The following is a 15,855-nucleotide window of genomic DNA, read 5'->3' as shown; positions in this document are numbered from 1 at the left end:
AGTAATGCTGCGCAGCTGAGTGTTTTGTTATCAATTTAATGCTGTCCTTTTCGGTTGTGATTTCCATCTACATCAATGATTAATACATAGCGGGCATTGAGTGAACGCCCGCATAATGTGTCAACGGCTTTAGTATTGCTGCACTGTGAGCCCGTTGCCTGCGGTACACACATAGATGTCTGCTTGCAGATTGAATTGAGTAAAATAATGTTGTTCAACAGCTTGCTGAATCACGGCCACATCCTCGTGACGGCATAAGCAAACAATAGCACCACCAAAGCCACCACCCGTCATACGAACAGCACCTCTATCACCGAGTGCTTGTTGGCAAATTTGTACTAGGCCGTCGGTTGCTGGCACAGTAACTTCGAAGTCATGTTTAAGCGACTGGTGCGATGCGGTCATTAGGATGCGCAGCTGGTCAATGTCGTTATTGGCCAGTGCTTTGGTGGCCGCAATAACGCGGTCGTTTTCCGTAATGACATGATGAGCTCGAGCAAATTCATTTGCACTTAGTTGTGGCTTTGTTTGGCTTAGTAAAGCCAAATTGGCGTCGCGTAATGTGCTAAGCCCCATTTTTTTGGCGGCTTGTTCACAGTCTATGCGGCGCTGGTTGTATTCGCTGTCGACTAATTTACGCGGGTAGTTAGAGTTAACGATTACGATAGACAGATCAGTTGGAATGGTTACCGCCTGGGTGCGAAGATCTTGGCAGTCAATCAATAATGCCTGGTTTTGTTGACCTTTGGCCGAGATGAGCTGATCCATAATGCCGCATTGGCAATCCATAAAGTCGTTTTCGGATTCTTGGCCAAATAATGCAATTTGCTCTTCGCTTAGGTTCAATTCACAAACGTGATTGAACATCCCTGCAATGGCAACCTCAAGGGCGGCAGACGATGACAAACCGCTGCCTTGTGGGACATTACTTTCAATCAGTAAATCGACCCCTTTTAGCTGGTGGCCAGCACGATTAAGCACAAAAGCCACTGCGCGAATGTAGTTACCCCATTGCGAATTACCTTCTGTAATGGCTTGATTAACTTCAAAGCTTTCTTGCTCGTTTGGGTACATGGTCGAAATGACATTGACAATATTGTCGTCGCGCAAACGATAAAGTACTTGGGTGCGAAATGTTAAAGCACAAGGTAAAACGTAACCTTGGTTGTAATCGGTAAATTCACCAATCAAATTAACACGACCCGGTGCGCTGACCACACCTTGCGCATCGGATCCATATTGCTGGGTAAACAAGGCCTGTAGCGCATTGTTAGTCATGTTGATTTCCTTCGGTGTAGTGTACGTTGCTGGCATTTTTTAATATTTTTGCAGCGGTTTCAGGGCTTAAATCGCGTTGGCTTTCTGCAAGCATTTCATAGCCGACCATGTGTTTTTTTACCGTAGCAGAGCGCAATAATGGTGGGTAAAAATGTGCGTGCATGCGCCAGTGGCTATCATCAGTTAGGTCACTTGGAGCACAATGCCAACCCATCGAATACGGGAAGCTGCAATTAAACACGTTGTCATACCGAGTGGTGAGTACTTTTATGGCGTCGGCAAGAGCAGTAGATTGAGCTTCAGTTAATTGTCCAAAATGACGTACGTCGTCTTTACTCACTAATAAGGTTTCAAATGGCCATGCAGCCCAAAATGGCACGACAACAAGCCAGTGATCATTTTGGTATACCACGCGCACGTCGTCGGCAATTTCACGTTTAACATAATCAGCCAGTAAATTGCTGCCGTGTGTTTGTTGGTATTGGTGCTGGCTGGCTTGTTCTAGTTGAATTTCTGTTGATAAATGGTTGTGCGCCCATACCTGGCCATGTGGGTGCGGCTGCGAACAGCCCATTACTGCGCCCTTGTTTTCAAAAATATGTACGCAGGCGTACTGAGCTGATAGCTCTACATAGTGCTGCGTCCAGGTGTCGACCACGTCTTTTATTTCGTTAACTGACAACTCAGGTAAGGTTTTGTTGTGTTTAGGTGAAAAGCAAATCACCCGACATTCACCAGTGGCGGCTTCTATTTCAAATAATGGGTTTGCTTCAAGTTGTGCTGCTTGCTCTGCCACTTGTGAAGTAAGTGCACCAAAATCGTTAGTGAATACAAATGTCTTGTTATATTCAGGGTTGTGGGTGTCATTTGCACGCTGATTGCCTGGGCATAAAGGGCATGACTCATCGTGTTCTGCTAGGTTTGAAGGGGCACTTTTTTCTGTCGCACCTAACCATGGTCGGTTGTTTCGGTGCGGCGATACTAATACCCAGTTACCCGTTAACGGGTTTTTGCGTCTGTGGGTAAATTCAAACTGGCTCATGGGGATCCTTTTATCTATGTTTATGGTGTCGCTTTACTGTTGTGTATCGCCACATTGACACGATGATAAATTATACAAATTCAATTTATATGATAAATACTACTATTAAGTTTTTTATTTAACAAGATGTAATCAGTTTCGACAAGATCTTTCTAAATGTGCTTGTCAACGAGAGGTGAGTCACTCTATGATATGCTCAATATATATTATTTATCATATTTATTTGTGGGTGGGTAAGTAAATGGAAGCCGATATAGAAATTGTTGATGTTGTCGTGATAGGTGGCGGCATAAACGGTGTTGGAATAGCGGCCGATGCGGTAGGGCGTGGATTAAGTGTATTGCTTTGTGAGCAAAATGACTTGGCTTCTGCTACGTCATCAAACAGCAGTAAATTGATCCATGGCGGATTGCGTTATCTAGAGCATTATGAATTTCGTTTAGTTAAAGAGGCGTTAGCTGAGCGTGAAGTGTTATTAAAAAAAGCCCCTCATTTAATTACGCCATTAACCTTTAGGCTCCCTCATCAGGCCCATTTGCGCCCCGCATGGATGATCCGTTTAGGGTTATTTTTATATGATAATTTAGCATCTCGTGTGACGTTAAGCGGTTCAAAAAAAATCACTTTTGGTGTAGATAGCCCGTTAAAACCTAGTTTTATTCAAGGTTTTGAATATTCTGATGCCTGGGTTGATGACTCTCGTTTGGTGGTGTTAAATGCTTTAGCCGCTAAAGAGTTAGGTGCGCAAATTTGTACCCAAACACGATGCATTAATGCTGAGCGTGAGGGGGCGTTATGGCGCTTAACGTTACAAAACCAAGCTGATCAATCGGTGCGAGATGTACTCGCTAACACTGTGGTGAATGCTTCTGGCCCCTGGGTGTCGAGCTTATTTAGTAATGTGATTAAACAGCCTTCGCCACAAAAAATTCGTTTAGTGAAAGGCAGCCATATTGTGGTGCCTAAAATCCACCAGCAACCGCAAGCTTATATTTTACAAAATGAAGATCAGCGGATTGTATTTGTGATCCCGTTTGAAGATGATTTTTCATTGATTGGTACCACAGATGTTGATTTTAATGGTGATCCAAAAGAGGTGAAGATAGATCAACAAGAAATTGATTATCTGGTAAATATTACCAACCATTATTTTAATACCGCAATAAGCGAGCAAGACATTGTTCATACCTTTTCTGGTGTGAGACCTTTAATGGATGATGAGTCTGAGTCGGCTCAGTCAGTAACCCGTGATTACACTTTTATCGTTGATGCTCCAAAAGGTAAAGCGGCATTGTTATCGGTGTTTGGCGGTAAAATTACCACTTATCGTAAATTGGCCGAAGCCGCGGTGAATCGCCTTAAGCCATTTCATCCTAAAATGGGTAAGGCTTGGACTGCTCAGCAGGTATTGCCCGGTGGTGACTTTAGCAATTTGACAGAGTTAACTCGTATTTATCAGCAGCAATATCAATGGTTAGCGCCAAAATACATTAGCCGTTTACTGCGTACGTACGGTGCGAGGACGCAATATATTTTAAATGATGCAACCTCAGAAGATGCATTAGGTATCGATTTTGGCCACGGGCTTTATCAAGCTGAAGTCGATTATCTTATGACCAATGAGTGGGCTTGCACTGGCCAGGATGTTCTGTGGCGTAGAACCAAATTAGGGTTACATTTTTCTGCTGAGCAACAACAGCATTTGAGTGACTATATGCAGGCGGCTAACGCTGTAGCTTCTGATGTTGAGTCTCAGCAACAGGTGGGTTAATTAAGCGCTAACAATGTTGAGCGTCAGTACCTTTACTGATATTGGCGTTGTTTAGGTGTGTATTAAACCACATGGCGTATCAACGATACCTGTGATGTTATGTAGTTGGTATATAAATACATTGCCAGACAGTGGGTAGTCTTGTAATTGTTGTGGCGATAACGCTATACGAGATGTGGTGACAATTAACCAATCTAAATTAGGCCCACCAATAGCAACGCTTGAAGGTTGCACCGCTGGAATTATCAGCTTTTCAACTATTTCCCCATCAGGGTTATAACGCACGACACTATGATCGCCCCATTGGGCATTCCAGATATAACCTTGGGTATCAACGGTTGAACCATCGGGGAATACATGCTGTTCTGTGTTTGCGAACACCTTTTTATTGGTAAGTGTATTGCTCTGTTGGCAATAATTGTACTGATAAATGCAATGACGTTCAGAGTCTGCGTGATACATAATGCTGCCATCTGGGCTCCAGCATAAGCCGTTCGATATCTTAATATTACTAAAGGTTTTATGGAGTTGCCCTTGGTTATCTACTCGATAAAGGCTGCCTTGCTGCTCAGGCGTATGCCTTGTTTCTACCATGGTTCCAGCCCAAAAATGACCGATGCGATCGGTTCGACCATCATTAAATCGATTACCAAGCTGTGTTATTTCTGGTTGGCTTAGCCAGGTGATGGCGTGTGTTTCAAAATGGTACAGTGCAAAGCCTTGCTCAAAAGCCACAATCACTTGATAGGTATCTTGGTTTGCTAAAAAGGCAAAACTACCAATACGATAGGGTAAATGATATTGCTGGTGGCTTTGGTCGTCGACTCGGTATTTATGAATGTTACCCGCCATAATATCAATCCAATAAATGGCGCGGTGCTCGGCGTGCCACAACGCATTTTCGCCTAGTTGATTTTGTGATGGGATAACGTTAATTAGTTTACCAATGCAGCCTGAATGATTACTCATGGATTAATGGAATACCTTGTTGATACACCACATTAAACCCAGCTAATGTGGCATCAGTTACGTTCCATAATGTTGTTTTCACATTGCAGAGATTCAGCGCTTTGGCAAAACATTGGTTTAAATGGGGTGGGCCTATTATGGCTATTGAGCTGAGTTGGCTTAAGGCCCATTCTGTTGCATGTTTTGCAGCCCTTACATCGCAACCAATTAATATGCCAGACAAATAAGCATGTGCCTGCTTAGTTGTAAAACCTTCAAACAATTGTTTGCTTCTTACGCTGAACAAGCCATGGGCGAAATTGTCGGTAGCGGATGACAAGCTAAAGTCAGCACCTTGAATAAAGGCGTCAAAATCAAATTCTAAATCGGACACTTTCTCTTGGATCAATACGCTATTAGATGACAACAAGTCATATAACTCACCGGTTAACGCCGTTTTAAATAGTACGACTTTACCATCTTCGATTAAGACCCATTTTGTGTGAGTGCCGGGCAAACACACGAGGTGTTTACCTACAAGGTGTTGCGGAGCCATCGCAAGCCATCCAAGTAAATGAAACTCTTCACCGCGCATTGAGTCATGCAAATGATTATGCAGTTGGCAACGTAACCCTGGGAATATAGTGATTTGATGCCCCTGACAATTAAACTGGGTGCCGGCCGAAATCACATCTGTTGGCGAAATAGGGCAATGCAGGTATTGGGTTTCTTTCCAGCCGATGCTTGAGCCTATTTGACCTATCATCAAAATAGGCAGATGACCAAAACGTTTAGCCCATGGTGCAATGCTGTCCATTAAGGTGGTTTGAAAATCGGTAAGTACTTTTTTTACGCCGACATTATTAACTTGTTCAAGCACGGTGAGCGGTTTATTCGCTTCGGCTAAACACAGGTATGCCCGTAAATGACTTGTACCCCAGTCAACAGCAATAAAATGTTGGTATTCAGTAAACAAGCTAGGCTCTCCCACCGTCGATATTAATGCACTGCCCGGTGATGAGTTCACTGTTATCAGACGCTAAAAACAGTGCCAGTTTAGCGACATCCTCTGGTGTAATGCGGCGTTTTAACGCCATTGCATCCGTCCACTTTTGCTCTTCTTGTTCGGTCAGCCAACTGGCGAGTTGTTTTTCAGTTGCCACCCATCCCGGTAAAATGGCATTGACCCGAATACCGGCTTCACCAAACTCACGCGACAATGACCGTGTCATGCCTATGAGGCCTGCTTTTGCGGTTACGTAGCCTGTCATCTGCTGCGAACCAAGTAGTGCGGTAATGGAGCTAAAATTAATAATACTGCCCGAATGCTGGAGTTTCATGTGACTGTAGGCTGCTTGAGATGCAAAAAAAGCAGGGTCTAAATTGATTTGCATGCATTTGTGCCAGTCGTGTGCCGAAATGGTTTCGACATCTTGGCGTGCATCGTTGGCCACATTATTAATGAGCACATCAAAACGACCAAAGTGCTCAGCAACATCTCTAATGGCTAATTGCAACGACTCTGAATCCGTGGCATCGACAGCGCGAAACCAAATTGCATTAAGGTCATATTGCGACAGATTTTGCTTAAGTGCGTCGGCGGCTTGTTGGTCTATATCAATAAAGGCCACTTTGGCATGTTGGCGGGCAAAGGCTTCTACCATTGCTGCGCCAATACCACTGGCTCCGCCGGTAATAAAAATGACTTTGTTTGTTAAGTCTTGGTATTGAGTTGACTGACTCACAGATAACGCTCCAAACCTATTATTTTGATTATGGTTAACTGGCGGTATTTTGAGGATTAACGGATTAATCCGTAATAATAAAAGTTATTTTTAACATTAACGACGATGAAAACAAAGTTATATCGGTTTTGTGTTTAAATATGATATAACAGATTTATGTACTAAAGACTGGACAGCAACAGGCATGAGCACTTCACCGCGTCAAAATTTAACCCACCAACTTACCCATGATTTAGGCATTGCCATTGTTAAAGGGGTTTACCCAGTGGGCGAAGGATTGCCGTCTGAAGCAGATTTATGTATCGAGTATGATGTGAGCCGTAGCTCAACCCGCGAAGCAGTAAAAATGCTTTCTGCAAAAGGGCTGATTTCATCAAGACCAAAGCAAGGTATTCGGGTGTTGCCTGAAAGCAATTGGAATATGTTTGATACTGACGTATTAAAATGGATTTTAAGCAGTAAGCCTTCTTTGTCTTTGTTGAAAGAATTTACTCAGGTGCGTGTTGCATTAGAACCTCAAGCTGCCGCGCTGGCCGCCATGAATGCGTCGGATGAGCAAATAGCATCTATTGCCAAAGCCCTTGAGCGCATGGTAGAAGCTGAGCAAGGATTAGATGATCCTTTAGAGGCTGATATTGCTTTTCATACCAGTATTTTGATTGCCAGTGGTAATCGTTTTTTTGTGCAATTAACTGAGTTTATCAGTACAGCGCTTAGAGTGAGTATTCGTTATACCAATAAAATAAAAGGCGTACCGGGTGCCGATGTGCAAAAACACGCTGAAATTTATGAGGCGATAAAAGCGCGTAACCCCCAGCAAACACGTGCAGCAGTATCAATGATTTTAGAAGAAGCACTTGAGTTGATTGAGTCAAAATTATAATCGTAAATGGATAAGCCGATAATAAAAAGAGCATCTAACCTAGATGCTCTTTTGCTTATGGGGATAGTAAGAACGGTTTACTGTGCTATTTCACTTGGTTTAACTCAAAAATCAATGACGTCTGTGGGAACGTAATAGGTAACTGCATACCAAAGGTCATTAATGCTTCGCCGCTATAGGTTTGCTTGTCAATGACGCTGAGCACTGATGGTGAGTAAAACGAGAACCCAGCAGGCCACACTAGTGATAAGGTGTAATCTTTGTCGGCATCTAATCCGGCAAAATGGTATTTAGGCGGGTTAGTGCGCTGGGTTTCTTTCACACTGTTGTATGCAAACAAAGCCTGGCTTTGGTCGGCGTTAACAATGCCAAAGTTAATCGAGTCGCCATCTGAATTTAACCGCACCAATTTACCGCTGTGGATCAGCTGACGATGCTGTTTGTGCAGTTTGATAATCTGTTGTAATTGCTGACGTTCGTCATCGGTTAATTCACGCGGGTCCATTTCTATGCCCATGTGACCAAAAAAGGCCACCGCAGCGCGCATGGCAATACTAATGTTGCGCCCTGTGATATGGCAATCACGCGGACCAACGTGTGCGCCCATCACCTCCGCCGGGAAGAAAAACGAACAACCACGTTGAATAGTGAGTCGATCTAATGCGTCGTTTGAGTCAGATGTCCATACTCGATCGGTATAACGTAGTACGCCATAATCAACCCTAGCTCCACCAGATGAGCAACTTTCTATTTCAACATGGGGGTGTGCTTGCTTTAAGCGTTCAATTAACGTATATGCTGCGAGTGTTTGCTGGTGCACAGCAGGTTTTCCGGCAAAGTTACCTGCATGATTAAGGTCGCGGTTCATGTCCCATTTTATATACACAATTTGGGGGTACTCGACCAAAATGTCGTTAATGGCATTAAAGAGGTAATCGGTTACTGCTGGGTTAGTCATATCTAACACTAACTGCTTTCTAAATTTAAGCTGTTCGTTACCTGCCGTTTGCAGTGCCCATTCTGGGTGGTTACGGTATAAGTCACTGTCTGGGTTAACCATTTCAGGTTCAAACCACAAACCAAACTCCATGCCCACGCTGTTGACATGATCAATTAATGGTTGTAACCCGTTGGGGTAAATGTCACGGTCAACGGTCCAGTCGCCTAAACCGGCAAAGTCACCGCGTCGCCCTTTAAACCAACCATCATCGAGCACAAATCGCTCTGCACCAATGTCTGCCGCTTGTGTAGCCAATGACTGTAGTACAGCAACATCGTGGTCAAAATAAATGCCTTCCCAAGTGTTGTAGTGAACAGGTCGAGGCTTTTGGCGTACCTTATCGGTGATCAGTGATTGGCGAACAAACTGATGAAAATGATGCGACAAACCACTAAAACCTTGGTTAGAGTATGCGCTATAAAGTGTTGGGCTGGTATATGATTCATTAGGGGCTAACACTAACTCACCAGGCATCAATAACTCACCTAATTGCGCATAACTGCGACCTTCAGCGAGTAACTCTGCGCGCATTTTATGATTGCCGCTCCAGCCTAAATGAAACCCATAACACTCACCGCCTTGCTCATGAGTGAGTTTGTTGTGCATGACCATCCCCGGGAAATTGTCGTGTGACGTTTTCCCTTTGCGGTTTTCACGTACAAAGCTGCCTAAAAACATGTCGAACGATTTACGTTGAAACTCATTTGACCAACGGCCTTCAAATGACATGATTTGATCAATATGAAGTGGCATTGGGATTGTTGGTGCTGCACACCAGTTCACATTTACCGCGTTATTGCCTAAGTTGGTTAATTGTGTGGTTGCACTGAGCACGTCAGAATGCGGGTCTAAGGTTAAGTGATGCTTTACGCTTAAATTACGTAAACTGTCGATAGACTCAAAAATGACCTGATTAGCTGACGGTTGCGTGACTGAGGTTAATGTACCGCCAATAGACCAGGCAATATTGTTGTCAAATATTTCAATACCGGGAGCACCGGTAAATCCTTCGCCCATTAACGGCGATAGTGATATGGGCGCCTCAACAACGACTGAGCATTTTGCTTCTTGGCGAGTGCTAAGTTGTTTCATCATGTCGTATGTGGTTTTAGAGGATATTTTTTTACCAAAATACAAAATAGCTGGCGTTTTATTGCTGCAGTCAACCACTACGCTTGTGTGTTGGCCATTAAGTAAAACGAAATTGGGATGATGCGACATGATTTAACATTCCTTGATTGGGAGTATCACTTAACAAACATAGCTGCAAAATATTACTGTAGGGCAGTGGATTGAGCCACTGCTAACGCCGGCAACATACGATGATTTATACTCAGTTTATTTAAAATACTATATATCATATAAATACTGGGTTAGTATATTATTCATCATTAAAAATTCGTCAAGTCACCTTGTAACTTTGCTTGTAACGGTAGGGTATTGTGTTAAAAATATCTAGGTTCAAGCCTGAGGTTTTACCTGCTATTTATTGGAGATTAACATGTTAGGAGTTTGCTATTACCCAGAGCATTGGACTGAATCTATGTGGCAGCAAGACGCAAAAGAAATGCGTCAGCTCGGATTGCAGTATGTGCGTATTGGTGAGTTTGCGTGGTCTAGAATTGAAGCTCGCGATGGAGAGTATTCGTTTGAGTGGTTAGACAGAGCGATTGAAACTCTTGCCAGTGAAGGTCTGCAGGTGATCATGTGCACCCCGACAGCTACACCTCCTAAGTGGTTAATCGATAAATACCCAGACATTCTACCTGTCGACATTAACACGGGTACCACACGTGGCTTTGGTTCGCGTCGTCATTACGATTTTTCTAGCCAAAATTATTTTCGCGAAGCCATGCGTATTTCAACTGTGATAGCAGAGCGTTACGGTAATCATCCAAGCGTGTGTGGTTGGCAAACCGACAACGAAATTGCGTGCCATGACACAACCCATAGTGGTTCACTGGTGGCCAAGTTGGCATTCCAACAGTGGTGTAAAGACTATTATCAAGACGATATTGAAAAGCTAAACACGGCATGGGGTAATGTGTTTTGGTCGATGGAATATCAAGACTTTGCGCAAATCGAACTGCCTATTTTAGCCGTGACCGAAACTAATCCTGCACATCAACTGGCGTATCGTCGTTTTAGTTCAGATCAGGTGGTGAAGTTTCACGATGCCATGATTGAGATCATTCGTGCTCATGCGCCAAATCGATTTATAACGCACAATTTTATCCCGCTGGTGGACACACAAACCGATAACTTTGCACTGGCTAAAAACCTCGATTTTGTTAGTTATGACAATTACCCGTTAGGCCGCTCTGATATGTTTTTTAAACATATGCCAGCGGAGCAATTTAAACCATATATGCGCACGGGCCACCCTGACTTTTCAAGCTATTCCTTTGACCAAAGCCGTGGCGTAAGCAATAAAAACTTTTGGGTAATGGAGCAACAACCGGGGCCTGTAAACTGGGCACATCATAATCCGCGTCCAGAAAAAGGCATGGTCAGATTGTGGTCGTGGCAAGCCTTTGCTCATGGCGCAGACTGTGTATGTTACTTCCGTTGGCGCCAAGTGCCATTTGCGCAAGAGCAAATGCACGCTGGTATTAAACGTAATGACAACTCCAAAGCGGCGGCCTGGGCTGAAGTTGAACAAATGCGCGATGAGTTGGCCAAGGTCGATTTTACTATTAGCGATCCAGTGCAAGCGAAAGTGGCGATTGTAACGGGTGCTAATAGCCAGTGGGTGACCGAAATTGAACGCCAGGGTGACAGTTATAATCATCAACGGGTTGAATTTGCATACTACTCAGCGTTACGTCAGTTAGGGTTAGCTGTTGATTTTGTGTCGGTTGACCATGATCTAGCTCAATATGCGCTAGTGGTAGCCCCTTGTTTACCTATTGTGCCACAAGCATTTGTTGATAAATGCAAACAAGCTGATGTGCACTTGGTTATAGGCCCGCGATCTGGCAGTAAAACCGATGAGCTGTCGTTAGTGCCAACGTTAGCCCCTGGTGTATTACAAGCATTGGTGCCTGTCAAAGTGTTGTCGACTGAAACTATCCGTCCTGATTGCAGTGAAGTATTGCATTTTAATGGTATTCAATTTGAGAGTCAGTGCTGGCGAGAAGAGTTAGCACTTGCTGATGGTGTAGATGTTGTTGCGACTTATCATGATGGCAGCCCTGCTGTTGCACGTCATCAAAATACTAGCTATGTGGCCACACTGACGTGTGATGCGTTTTTACGTGAATATTTTACCGTGTTATCCGCTGAGTTGGGATTAGTTACATTTGCGCTTCCAAAAGATATGCGACTTGTACAACGTGGTCAGTATGCTTACCTGTTTAACTATGCGGGTTACTCACAAACAGTACCAAGTGAGTTACAAGGTCAATACGTGCTAGGCAGTGCTAATCTTGCAGCTTATGACGTAGCCATTGTTAAACTCAATTAAGCTTTTTTGGTGACATCGTGGTTAGGTTGTTAACCATGATGTCACTAGTTTGCAAGGTGAGCAGGCTCTGCTGCTATTGCCACAGAATGAGCCTGTTTAGACTCAATGTTTTTCCAAACTTTGTCATGAAAATAAAACACCACGGTATTCACAGCGGGTTCTAATAAGGCAATCGCACCACCGATAACAATGCTACCAGTTAATAAGTAAGTAATCGAAAACGCGACACTGAAGTGTAATATGGCAAAGCTAATGGTCTTTTTCATGATAAATCCCCCTGTTTGATTTAATTAAATGATAACAGTTCTCATTATCATGTAAAGAGGGTTGATTCGATTGTCTCAAATGGTAATTTAGATTAGGATTTGTTTTGTAATCTTTAAATTATAAAGCCCTTAAAAAGGGCTTCAAATTTGATGAGATTAACTATTGTGGCTGTTGTCTTAATAATGCCAAGGAAAGCGTGAAAAATCCTGGTCGCGTTTTTCTAAAAAGGCATCACGTCCTTCTCTTGCTTCTTCGCTCGCATAGGCTAATCGTGTGGCTTCACCAGCAAAGAGCTGCTGACCAACTAACCCATCGTCCGTCATATTAAAGCCGTACTTTAACATGCGCATTGCAGTAGGTGATTTCGAGTTAATCTCTTTGGCCCAGGCTAGCGCTTCAGTTTCGAGCTCATTGTGAGGAACTGCGCGGTTTACCATGCCCATATTAAAGGCTTCTTCTGCTGAATAATTAAAACCAAGGAAGAAAATTTCACGAGCGCGTTTCTGCCCAATCATCTTCGCTAAGTAAGCACTGCCATATCCTGAATCAAAACTGCCTACATCAGGGTCCGTTTGTTTAAATATTGCATGCTCTTTAGACGCTAAGGTTAAATCACACACAACATGTAAACTGTGGCCGCCGCCAACAGCCCATCCAGGTACAACAGCAATCACAACTTTAGGCATAAAGCGGATCATGCGTTGTACTTCTAAAATATGCAGGCGGCCCATGCGGGCAACATCAGGTTGACCTTCTTTAGCTCCTTCGTATTTATAGCCATCTTTGCCGCGAATACGTTGATCGCCGCCGGCACAGAAAGAATACTGTCCTTTTGCCGAAGGGCCGTTTCCGGTTAATAGTACGCAACCCACATCAGACCATTGTCTGGCATGGTCTAATGCTATAAAGAGTTCGTCTACCGTTTTAGGGCGAAATGAATTTAGGCAATCTGGACGATTAATTGCGATACGAACGGTACCCTGAGATTTTGCGCGGTGATAAGTAATGTCTTCAAAGTTAAATCCCGTGACAACATCCCACAAGGCTGGGTCAAAGATGTCTGATACTGATTTAGGTTGAGATTGCGTCATAAAAAAAACCTAGCCTCTATTGTAAATATTACACAAAGGCTAGGCTTATTTGATACTTAGGTCAATTTGTTACCGTAAAAGCGTTAACTCACTCAGATTTTATCGCAAATAAATTGCAGATTTTCTTTGCTAAAAACTGGGTGGCGGGCGCTGCTATGGCAGTATTGATTTTTAAACTCGGCAATACTTTCATTACTCACAAATATGCCATCTAATTCACGAATTTCTATCGTTGATAATCGCTCGTATATTTCTGCTTTAACTTGCGGAATATGTGTATCGACACGGATGATTTTTGTCCCCGTCATCGAATCCAACTTTTTGTCAGCCTTAGTAAACATACTTTTGATGTCATTAATTGGCTTATCAAGTTTGTCAGTTTCTGTCGCGAAATAATAAACAACGCCCGCGATTATTGCTAAACCTATCCAACCTCTCATCTTTTTATCCAATAATGTGTTATTACCTATATAATAAGCTAGTTATCGTTCAATATTAAAGCAGTAAGGCTGTAAAATGACGAAAGAATCTAACCCCAAGGATTTCTCAAAACAACAACGTATTAAAATCCATCAACCTGATGCCAGTAAAGCAGACCGCTTCAATCCGCGCAACCGTATTTACGTACGCGCTATTGATGGTATGTGGACCACATTACGTCGCCAAATGGGTTGGATTGCAATGTTATTTTTTCTGCTACTTCCTTGGTTACCTTGGGGAGAACGTCAGGCAGTGTGGTTTAATCTTGCCGAGCAAAAATTTCATGTATTTGGTTTAACCATTTGGCCACAAGATCTTACCTTACTTGCCGCACTGTTTATGATTGCCGCTTTCGGGCTATTTTTTGTAACCACTTACCTTGGCCGAGTGTGGTGTGGTTATACCTGCCCACAAACAGTATGGACTTTTATCTTTATTTGGTTTGAGGAGAAGTTGGAAGGCGCGCGTAATAAACGTATCAAGTTGGATCAAATGCCATGGAGTTTCGATAAGCTGTGGCGTAAAACCGCAAAACACACCTCCTGGATACTAGTATCATTACTAACAGCCACCACATTTGTTTCTTATTTTGTACCAAGTAGAGAACTCTACATCGATTTCATTACACTTAATGCCAGCGGTGGAATTTACTTTTGGGTTATCTTTTTTACGTTAGCAACCTACGGTAATGCTGGTTGGATGCGTGAAATTATGTGTATTCACATGTGTCCGTATGCTCGTTTTCAAGCAGCAATGTTCGACAAAAACACCTATATAGTGGGTTATGATGCTAAGCGCGGTGAAACGAGAGGTCCACGAACTCGTAAACAAGATCCCAAGGAGATGGGATTAGGTGATTGTATAGACTGTGACTTATGTGTACAGGTTTGCCCAACAGGTATTGATATTCGTAATGGCCTGCAATACGAATGTATTAACTGTGGTGCATGTATTGATGCATGTGATAACACGATGGAGCGTATGGGGTACGATAAAGGACTAATTAGTTACACCACTGAAAACAAACTCGACAACATAGAAGAAAAAGTCGTTAGACCTAAACTTATTGGTTATGGCGTTGTGCTTACTGTGATGATCCTCGTCTTTATATATGCCAGTGCAACGATTGCTCCTGTACGTATGGATGTCATCCGTGATCGTAATTCATTATTTAGAGAAAACAACCAAGGTAATACCGAGAATACATTTACATTAAAAATCCTCAATAAAACAGAGCAACCCCAGGAATATGAATTAAGTGTTGAAGGGTTGACCAATGCGCAATGGATAGGACCACAACATGTCTCCATTGAAGCTGGTGAGGTTTTAACGTTACCAGTGAGTATTGCAGTAGACCCCATTGAACTGAAAAGAACTATCACAAAGATAGACATTAAAATCACCGCAGTGATTGATGGCAATCCAGTAGAGATAAAACAAGAAACTCGATTCTTTGGCGGGTAAAACCGAGCAAAATAGCCAAAAAAGGGGCGAATAGTCCCTTTTTTGTTCTTTTCGATTGAAAAAACACCTCTTAGTCATGTTTTTGCAATATTTCTGAATTTTATGCTTGCACAAAAGTTTTAGCTCCCTATAATGCGCAACCACTGACACGGCAAGCGGCTCACGCCAATGAAGAGTCAGTCTGAAGGGTTCAAAATGAAATCTTCAGCGCGAAAAGAAAGTTTGAAAAAACACTTGACGCGAAGATGGGAAAGCGTAGAATACGCAGCCCAAGCCAACGACCTGGCGTCAATGGCCACTAAGCGAAAGATTGATTCTTTTGGTATTAGTAACGCTCTTTAACAATCTAAACAAGAAATCTGTGTGGACATTCACAGGTATTGAGTTATTCGAAATTGTCTTCTTGTTCTTCGGAATGTA

General features: G+C 43.0%; 13 protein-coding genes. 4 read left to right on the top strand and 9 right to left on the bottom strand.

All coding sequences use genetic code 11. The features are described 5' to 3' along the window. Window positions 1-129: 129 nt before the first annotated feature. Both galK and IEW93_RS14025 read right to left on the bottom strand, forming a co-directional pair. Window positions 130-1,278 (bottom strand): galactokinase, encoded by a 1,149-nt coding sequence (gene galK / locus IEW93_RS14030; protein ID WP_188739934.1) that lies wholly within the window; start codon window positions 1,276-1,278, stop codon window positions 130-132. Further along, a complete protein-coding gene (locus IEW93_RS14025; RefSeq protein ID WP_188739933.1) occupies window positions 1,271-2,320 on the bottom strand; it encodes a UDP-glucose--hexose-1-phosphate uridylyltransferase in 1,050 nt (349 codons plus the stop codon). Before IEW93_RS14025 ends, galK begins: the two co-directional genes overlap by 8 nt. Window positions 2,321-2,561: 241 nt before the next feature. Here IEW93_RS14025 and glpD point away from each other — a divergent pair, with 241 nt between their 5' ends. Beyond that, complete coding sequence (glpD, locus tag IEW93_RS14020; RefSeq protein WP_188739932.1) at window positions 2,562-4,091, top strand: glycerol-3-phosphate dehydrogenase; 1,530 nt, start codon at window positions 2,562-2,564, stop codon at window positions 4,089-4,091. A 51-nt stretch (window positions 4,092-4,142) separates the two neighbouring features. On the opposite strand, the gene IEW93_RS14015 is transcribed toward glpD, so the two are convergent. From IEW93_RS14015 to IEW93_RS14005, 3 genes are read right to left on the bottom strand one after another with little or no spacing between them, the layout of a single operon-like run. Next, entirely contained in the window at window positions 4,143-5,060 is a 918-nt protein-coding gene (locus IEW93_RS14015; RefSeq protein ID WP_188739931.1) for an SMP-30/gluconolactonase/LRE family protein, read from the bottom strand. After that, a complete protein-coding gene (locus tag IEW93_RS14010; protein ID WP_188739930.1) occupies window positions 5,053-6,015 on the bottom strand; it encodes a 2-dehydro-3-deoxygalactonokinase in 963 nt (320 codons plus the stop codon). Before IEW93_RS14010 ends, IEW93_RS14015 begins: the two co-directional genes overlap by 8 nt. 1 nt (window position 6,016) lies before the next feature. Continuing rightward, window positions 6,017-6,784 (bottom strand): SDR family NAD(P)-dependent oxidoreductase, encoded by a 768-nt coding sequence (locus tag IEW93_RS14005; RefSeq protein WP_188739929.1) that lies wholly within the window; start codon window positions 6,782-6,784, stop codon window positions 6,017-6,019. 184 nt (window positions 6,785-6,968) lie between these two features. On the opposite strand from IEW93_RS14005, the gene IEW93_RS14000 reads away from it, so the two are divergent. Beyond that, entirely contained in the window at window positions 6,969-7,667 is a 699-nt protein-coding gene (locus IEW93_RS14000; RefSeq protein ID WP_188739998.1) for a FadR/GntR family transcriptional regulator, read from the top strand. Window positions 7,668-7,752: 85 nt separating this feature from the next. Here the strand turns inward: IEW93_RS14000 and IEW93_RS13995 are convergent, their stop codons facing one another. Then, the gene (locus tag IEW93_RS13995; protein WP_188739928.1) at window positions 7,753-9,888 is read right to left on the bottom strand and encodes an alpha-galactosidase; all 2,136 of its coding nucleotides are present in this window, start codon (window positions 9,886-9,888) and stop codon (window positions 7,753-7,755) included. A 280-nt stretch (window positions 9,889-10,168) separates the two neighbouring features. Here IEW93_RS13995 and IEW93_RS13990 point away from each other — a divergent pair, with 280 nt between their 5' ends. Continuing rightward, a complete protein-coding gene (locus tag IEW93_RS13990) occupies window positions 10,169-12,133 on the top strand; it encodes a beta-galactosidase (RefSeq protein ID WP_188739927.1) in 1,965 nt (654 codons plus the stop codon). A gap of 44 nt (window positions 12,134-12,177) precedes the next feature. Here IEW93_RS13990 and IEW93_RS13985 read toward each other — a convergent pair whose 3' ends face one another. The 3 genes from IEW93_RS13985 to IEW93_RS13975 all read right to left on the bottom strand — a co-directional run bounded on the left by IEW93_RS13985 (window position 12,178) and on the right by IEW93_RS13975 (window position 13,931). Further along, the gene (locus IEW93_RS13985; protein ID WP_188739926.1) at window positions 12,178-12,399 is read right to left on the bottom strand and encodes a DUF2061 domain-containing protein; all 222 of its coding nucleotides are present in this window, start codon (window positions 12,397-12,399) and stop codon (window positions 12,178-12,180) included. Between the two features lie 177 nt (window positions 12,400-12,576). Next, window positions 12,577-13,491, bottom strand: a complete 915-nt coding sequence (locus IEW93_RS13980) for a 1,4-dihydroxy-2-naphthoyl-CoA synthase (protein ID WP_188739925.1) — start codon at window positions 13,489-13,491, stop codon at window positions 12,577-12,579. Between the two features lie 92 nt (window positions 13,492-13,583). Then, window positions 13,584-13,931, bottom strand: a complete 348-nt coding sequence (locus IEW93_RS13975) for a hypothetical protein (protein WP_188739924.1) — start codon at window positions 13,929-13,931, stop codon at window positions 13,584-13,586. Window positions 13,932-14,007: 76 nt separating this feature from the next. Between IEW93_RS13975 and ccoG the strand changes: the two genes are divergently transcribed. Then, window positions 14,008-15,435, top strand: coding sequence for a cytochrome c oxidase accessory protein CcoG (gene ccoG, locus IEW93_RS13970; protein ID WP_188739923.1), 1,428 nt, complete (start codon window positions 14,008-14,010; stop codon window positions 15,433-15,435). The last annotated feature ends 420 nt before the right edge of the window (window positions 15,436-15,855 follow it).

It is taken from the genome of Shewanella inventionis (assembly GCF_014641855.1).
GTDB classification, from domain to species: domain Bacteria; phylum Pseudomonadota; class Gammaproteobacteria; order Enterobacterales; family Shewanellaceae; genus Shewanella; species Shewanella inventionis.
This window is presented reverse-complemented; position numbering and strand designations above follow the sequence as displayed.

Bases quoted from the DNA above. Each gene is read 5' to 3' on its own strand.
- galK (WP_188739934.1), bottom strand. From the start codon at position 1,278: ATGACTAACAATGCGCTACAGGCCTTGTTTACCCAGCAATATGGATCC.
- IEW93_RS14025 (WP_188739933.1), bottom strand. From the start codon at position 2,320: ATGAGCCAGTTTGAATTTACCCACAGACGCAAAAACCCGTTAACGGGT.
- glpD (WP_188739932.1), top strand. From the start codon at position 2,562: ATGGAAGCCGATATAGAAATTGTTGATGTTGTCGTGATAGGTGGCGGC.
- IEW93_RS14015 (WP_188739931.1), bottom strand. From the start codon at position 5,060: ATGAGTAATCATTCAGGCTGCATTGGTAAACTAATTAACGTTATCCCA.
- IEW93_RS14000 (WP_188739998.1), top strand. From the start codon at position 6,969: ATGAGCACTTCACCGCGTCAAAATTTAACCCACCAACTTACCCATGAT.
- IEW93_RS13995 (WP_188739928.1), bottom strand. From the start codon at position 9,888: ATGTCGCATCATCCCAATTTCGTTTTACTTAATGGCCAACACACAAGC.
- IEW93_RS13990 (WP_188739927.1), top strand. From the start codon at position 10,169: ATGTTAGGAGTTTGCTATTACCCAGAGCATTGGACTGAATCTATGTGG.
- IEW93_RS13985 (WP_188739926.1), bottom strand. From the start codon at position 12,399: ATGAAAAAGACCATTAGCTTTGCCATATTACACTTCAGTGTCGCGTTT.
- IEW93_RS13980 (WP_188739925.1), bottom strand. From the start codon at position 13,491: ATGACGCAATCTCAACCTAAATCAGTATCAGACATCTTTGACCCAGCC.
- IEW93_RS13975 (WP_188739924.1), bottom strand. From the start codon at position 13,931: ATGAGAGGTTGGATAGGTTTAGCAATAATCGCGGGCGTTGTTTATTAT.
- ccoG (WP_188739923.1), top strand. From the start codon at position 14,008: ATGACGAAAGAATCTAACCCCAAGGATTTCTCAAAACAACAACGTATT.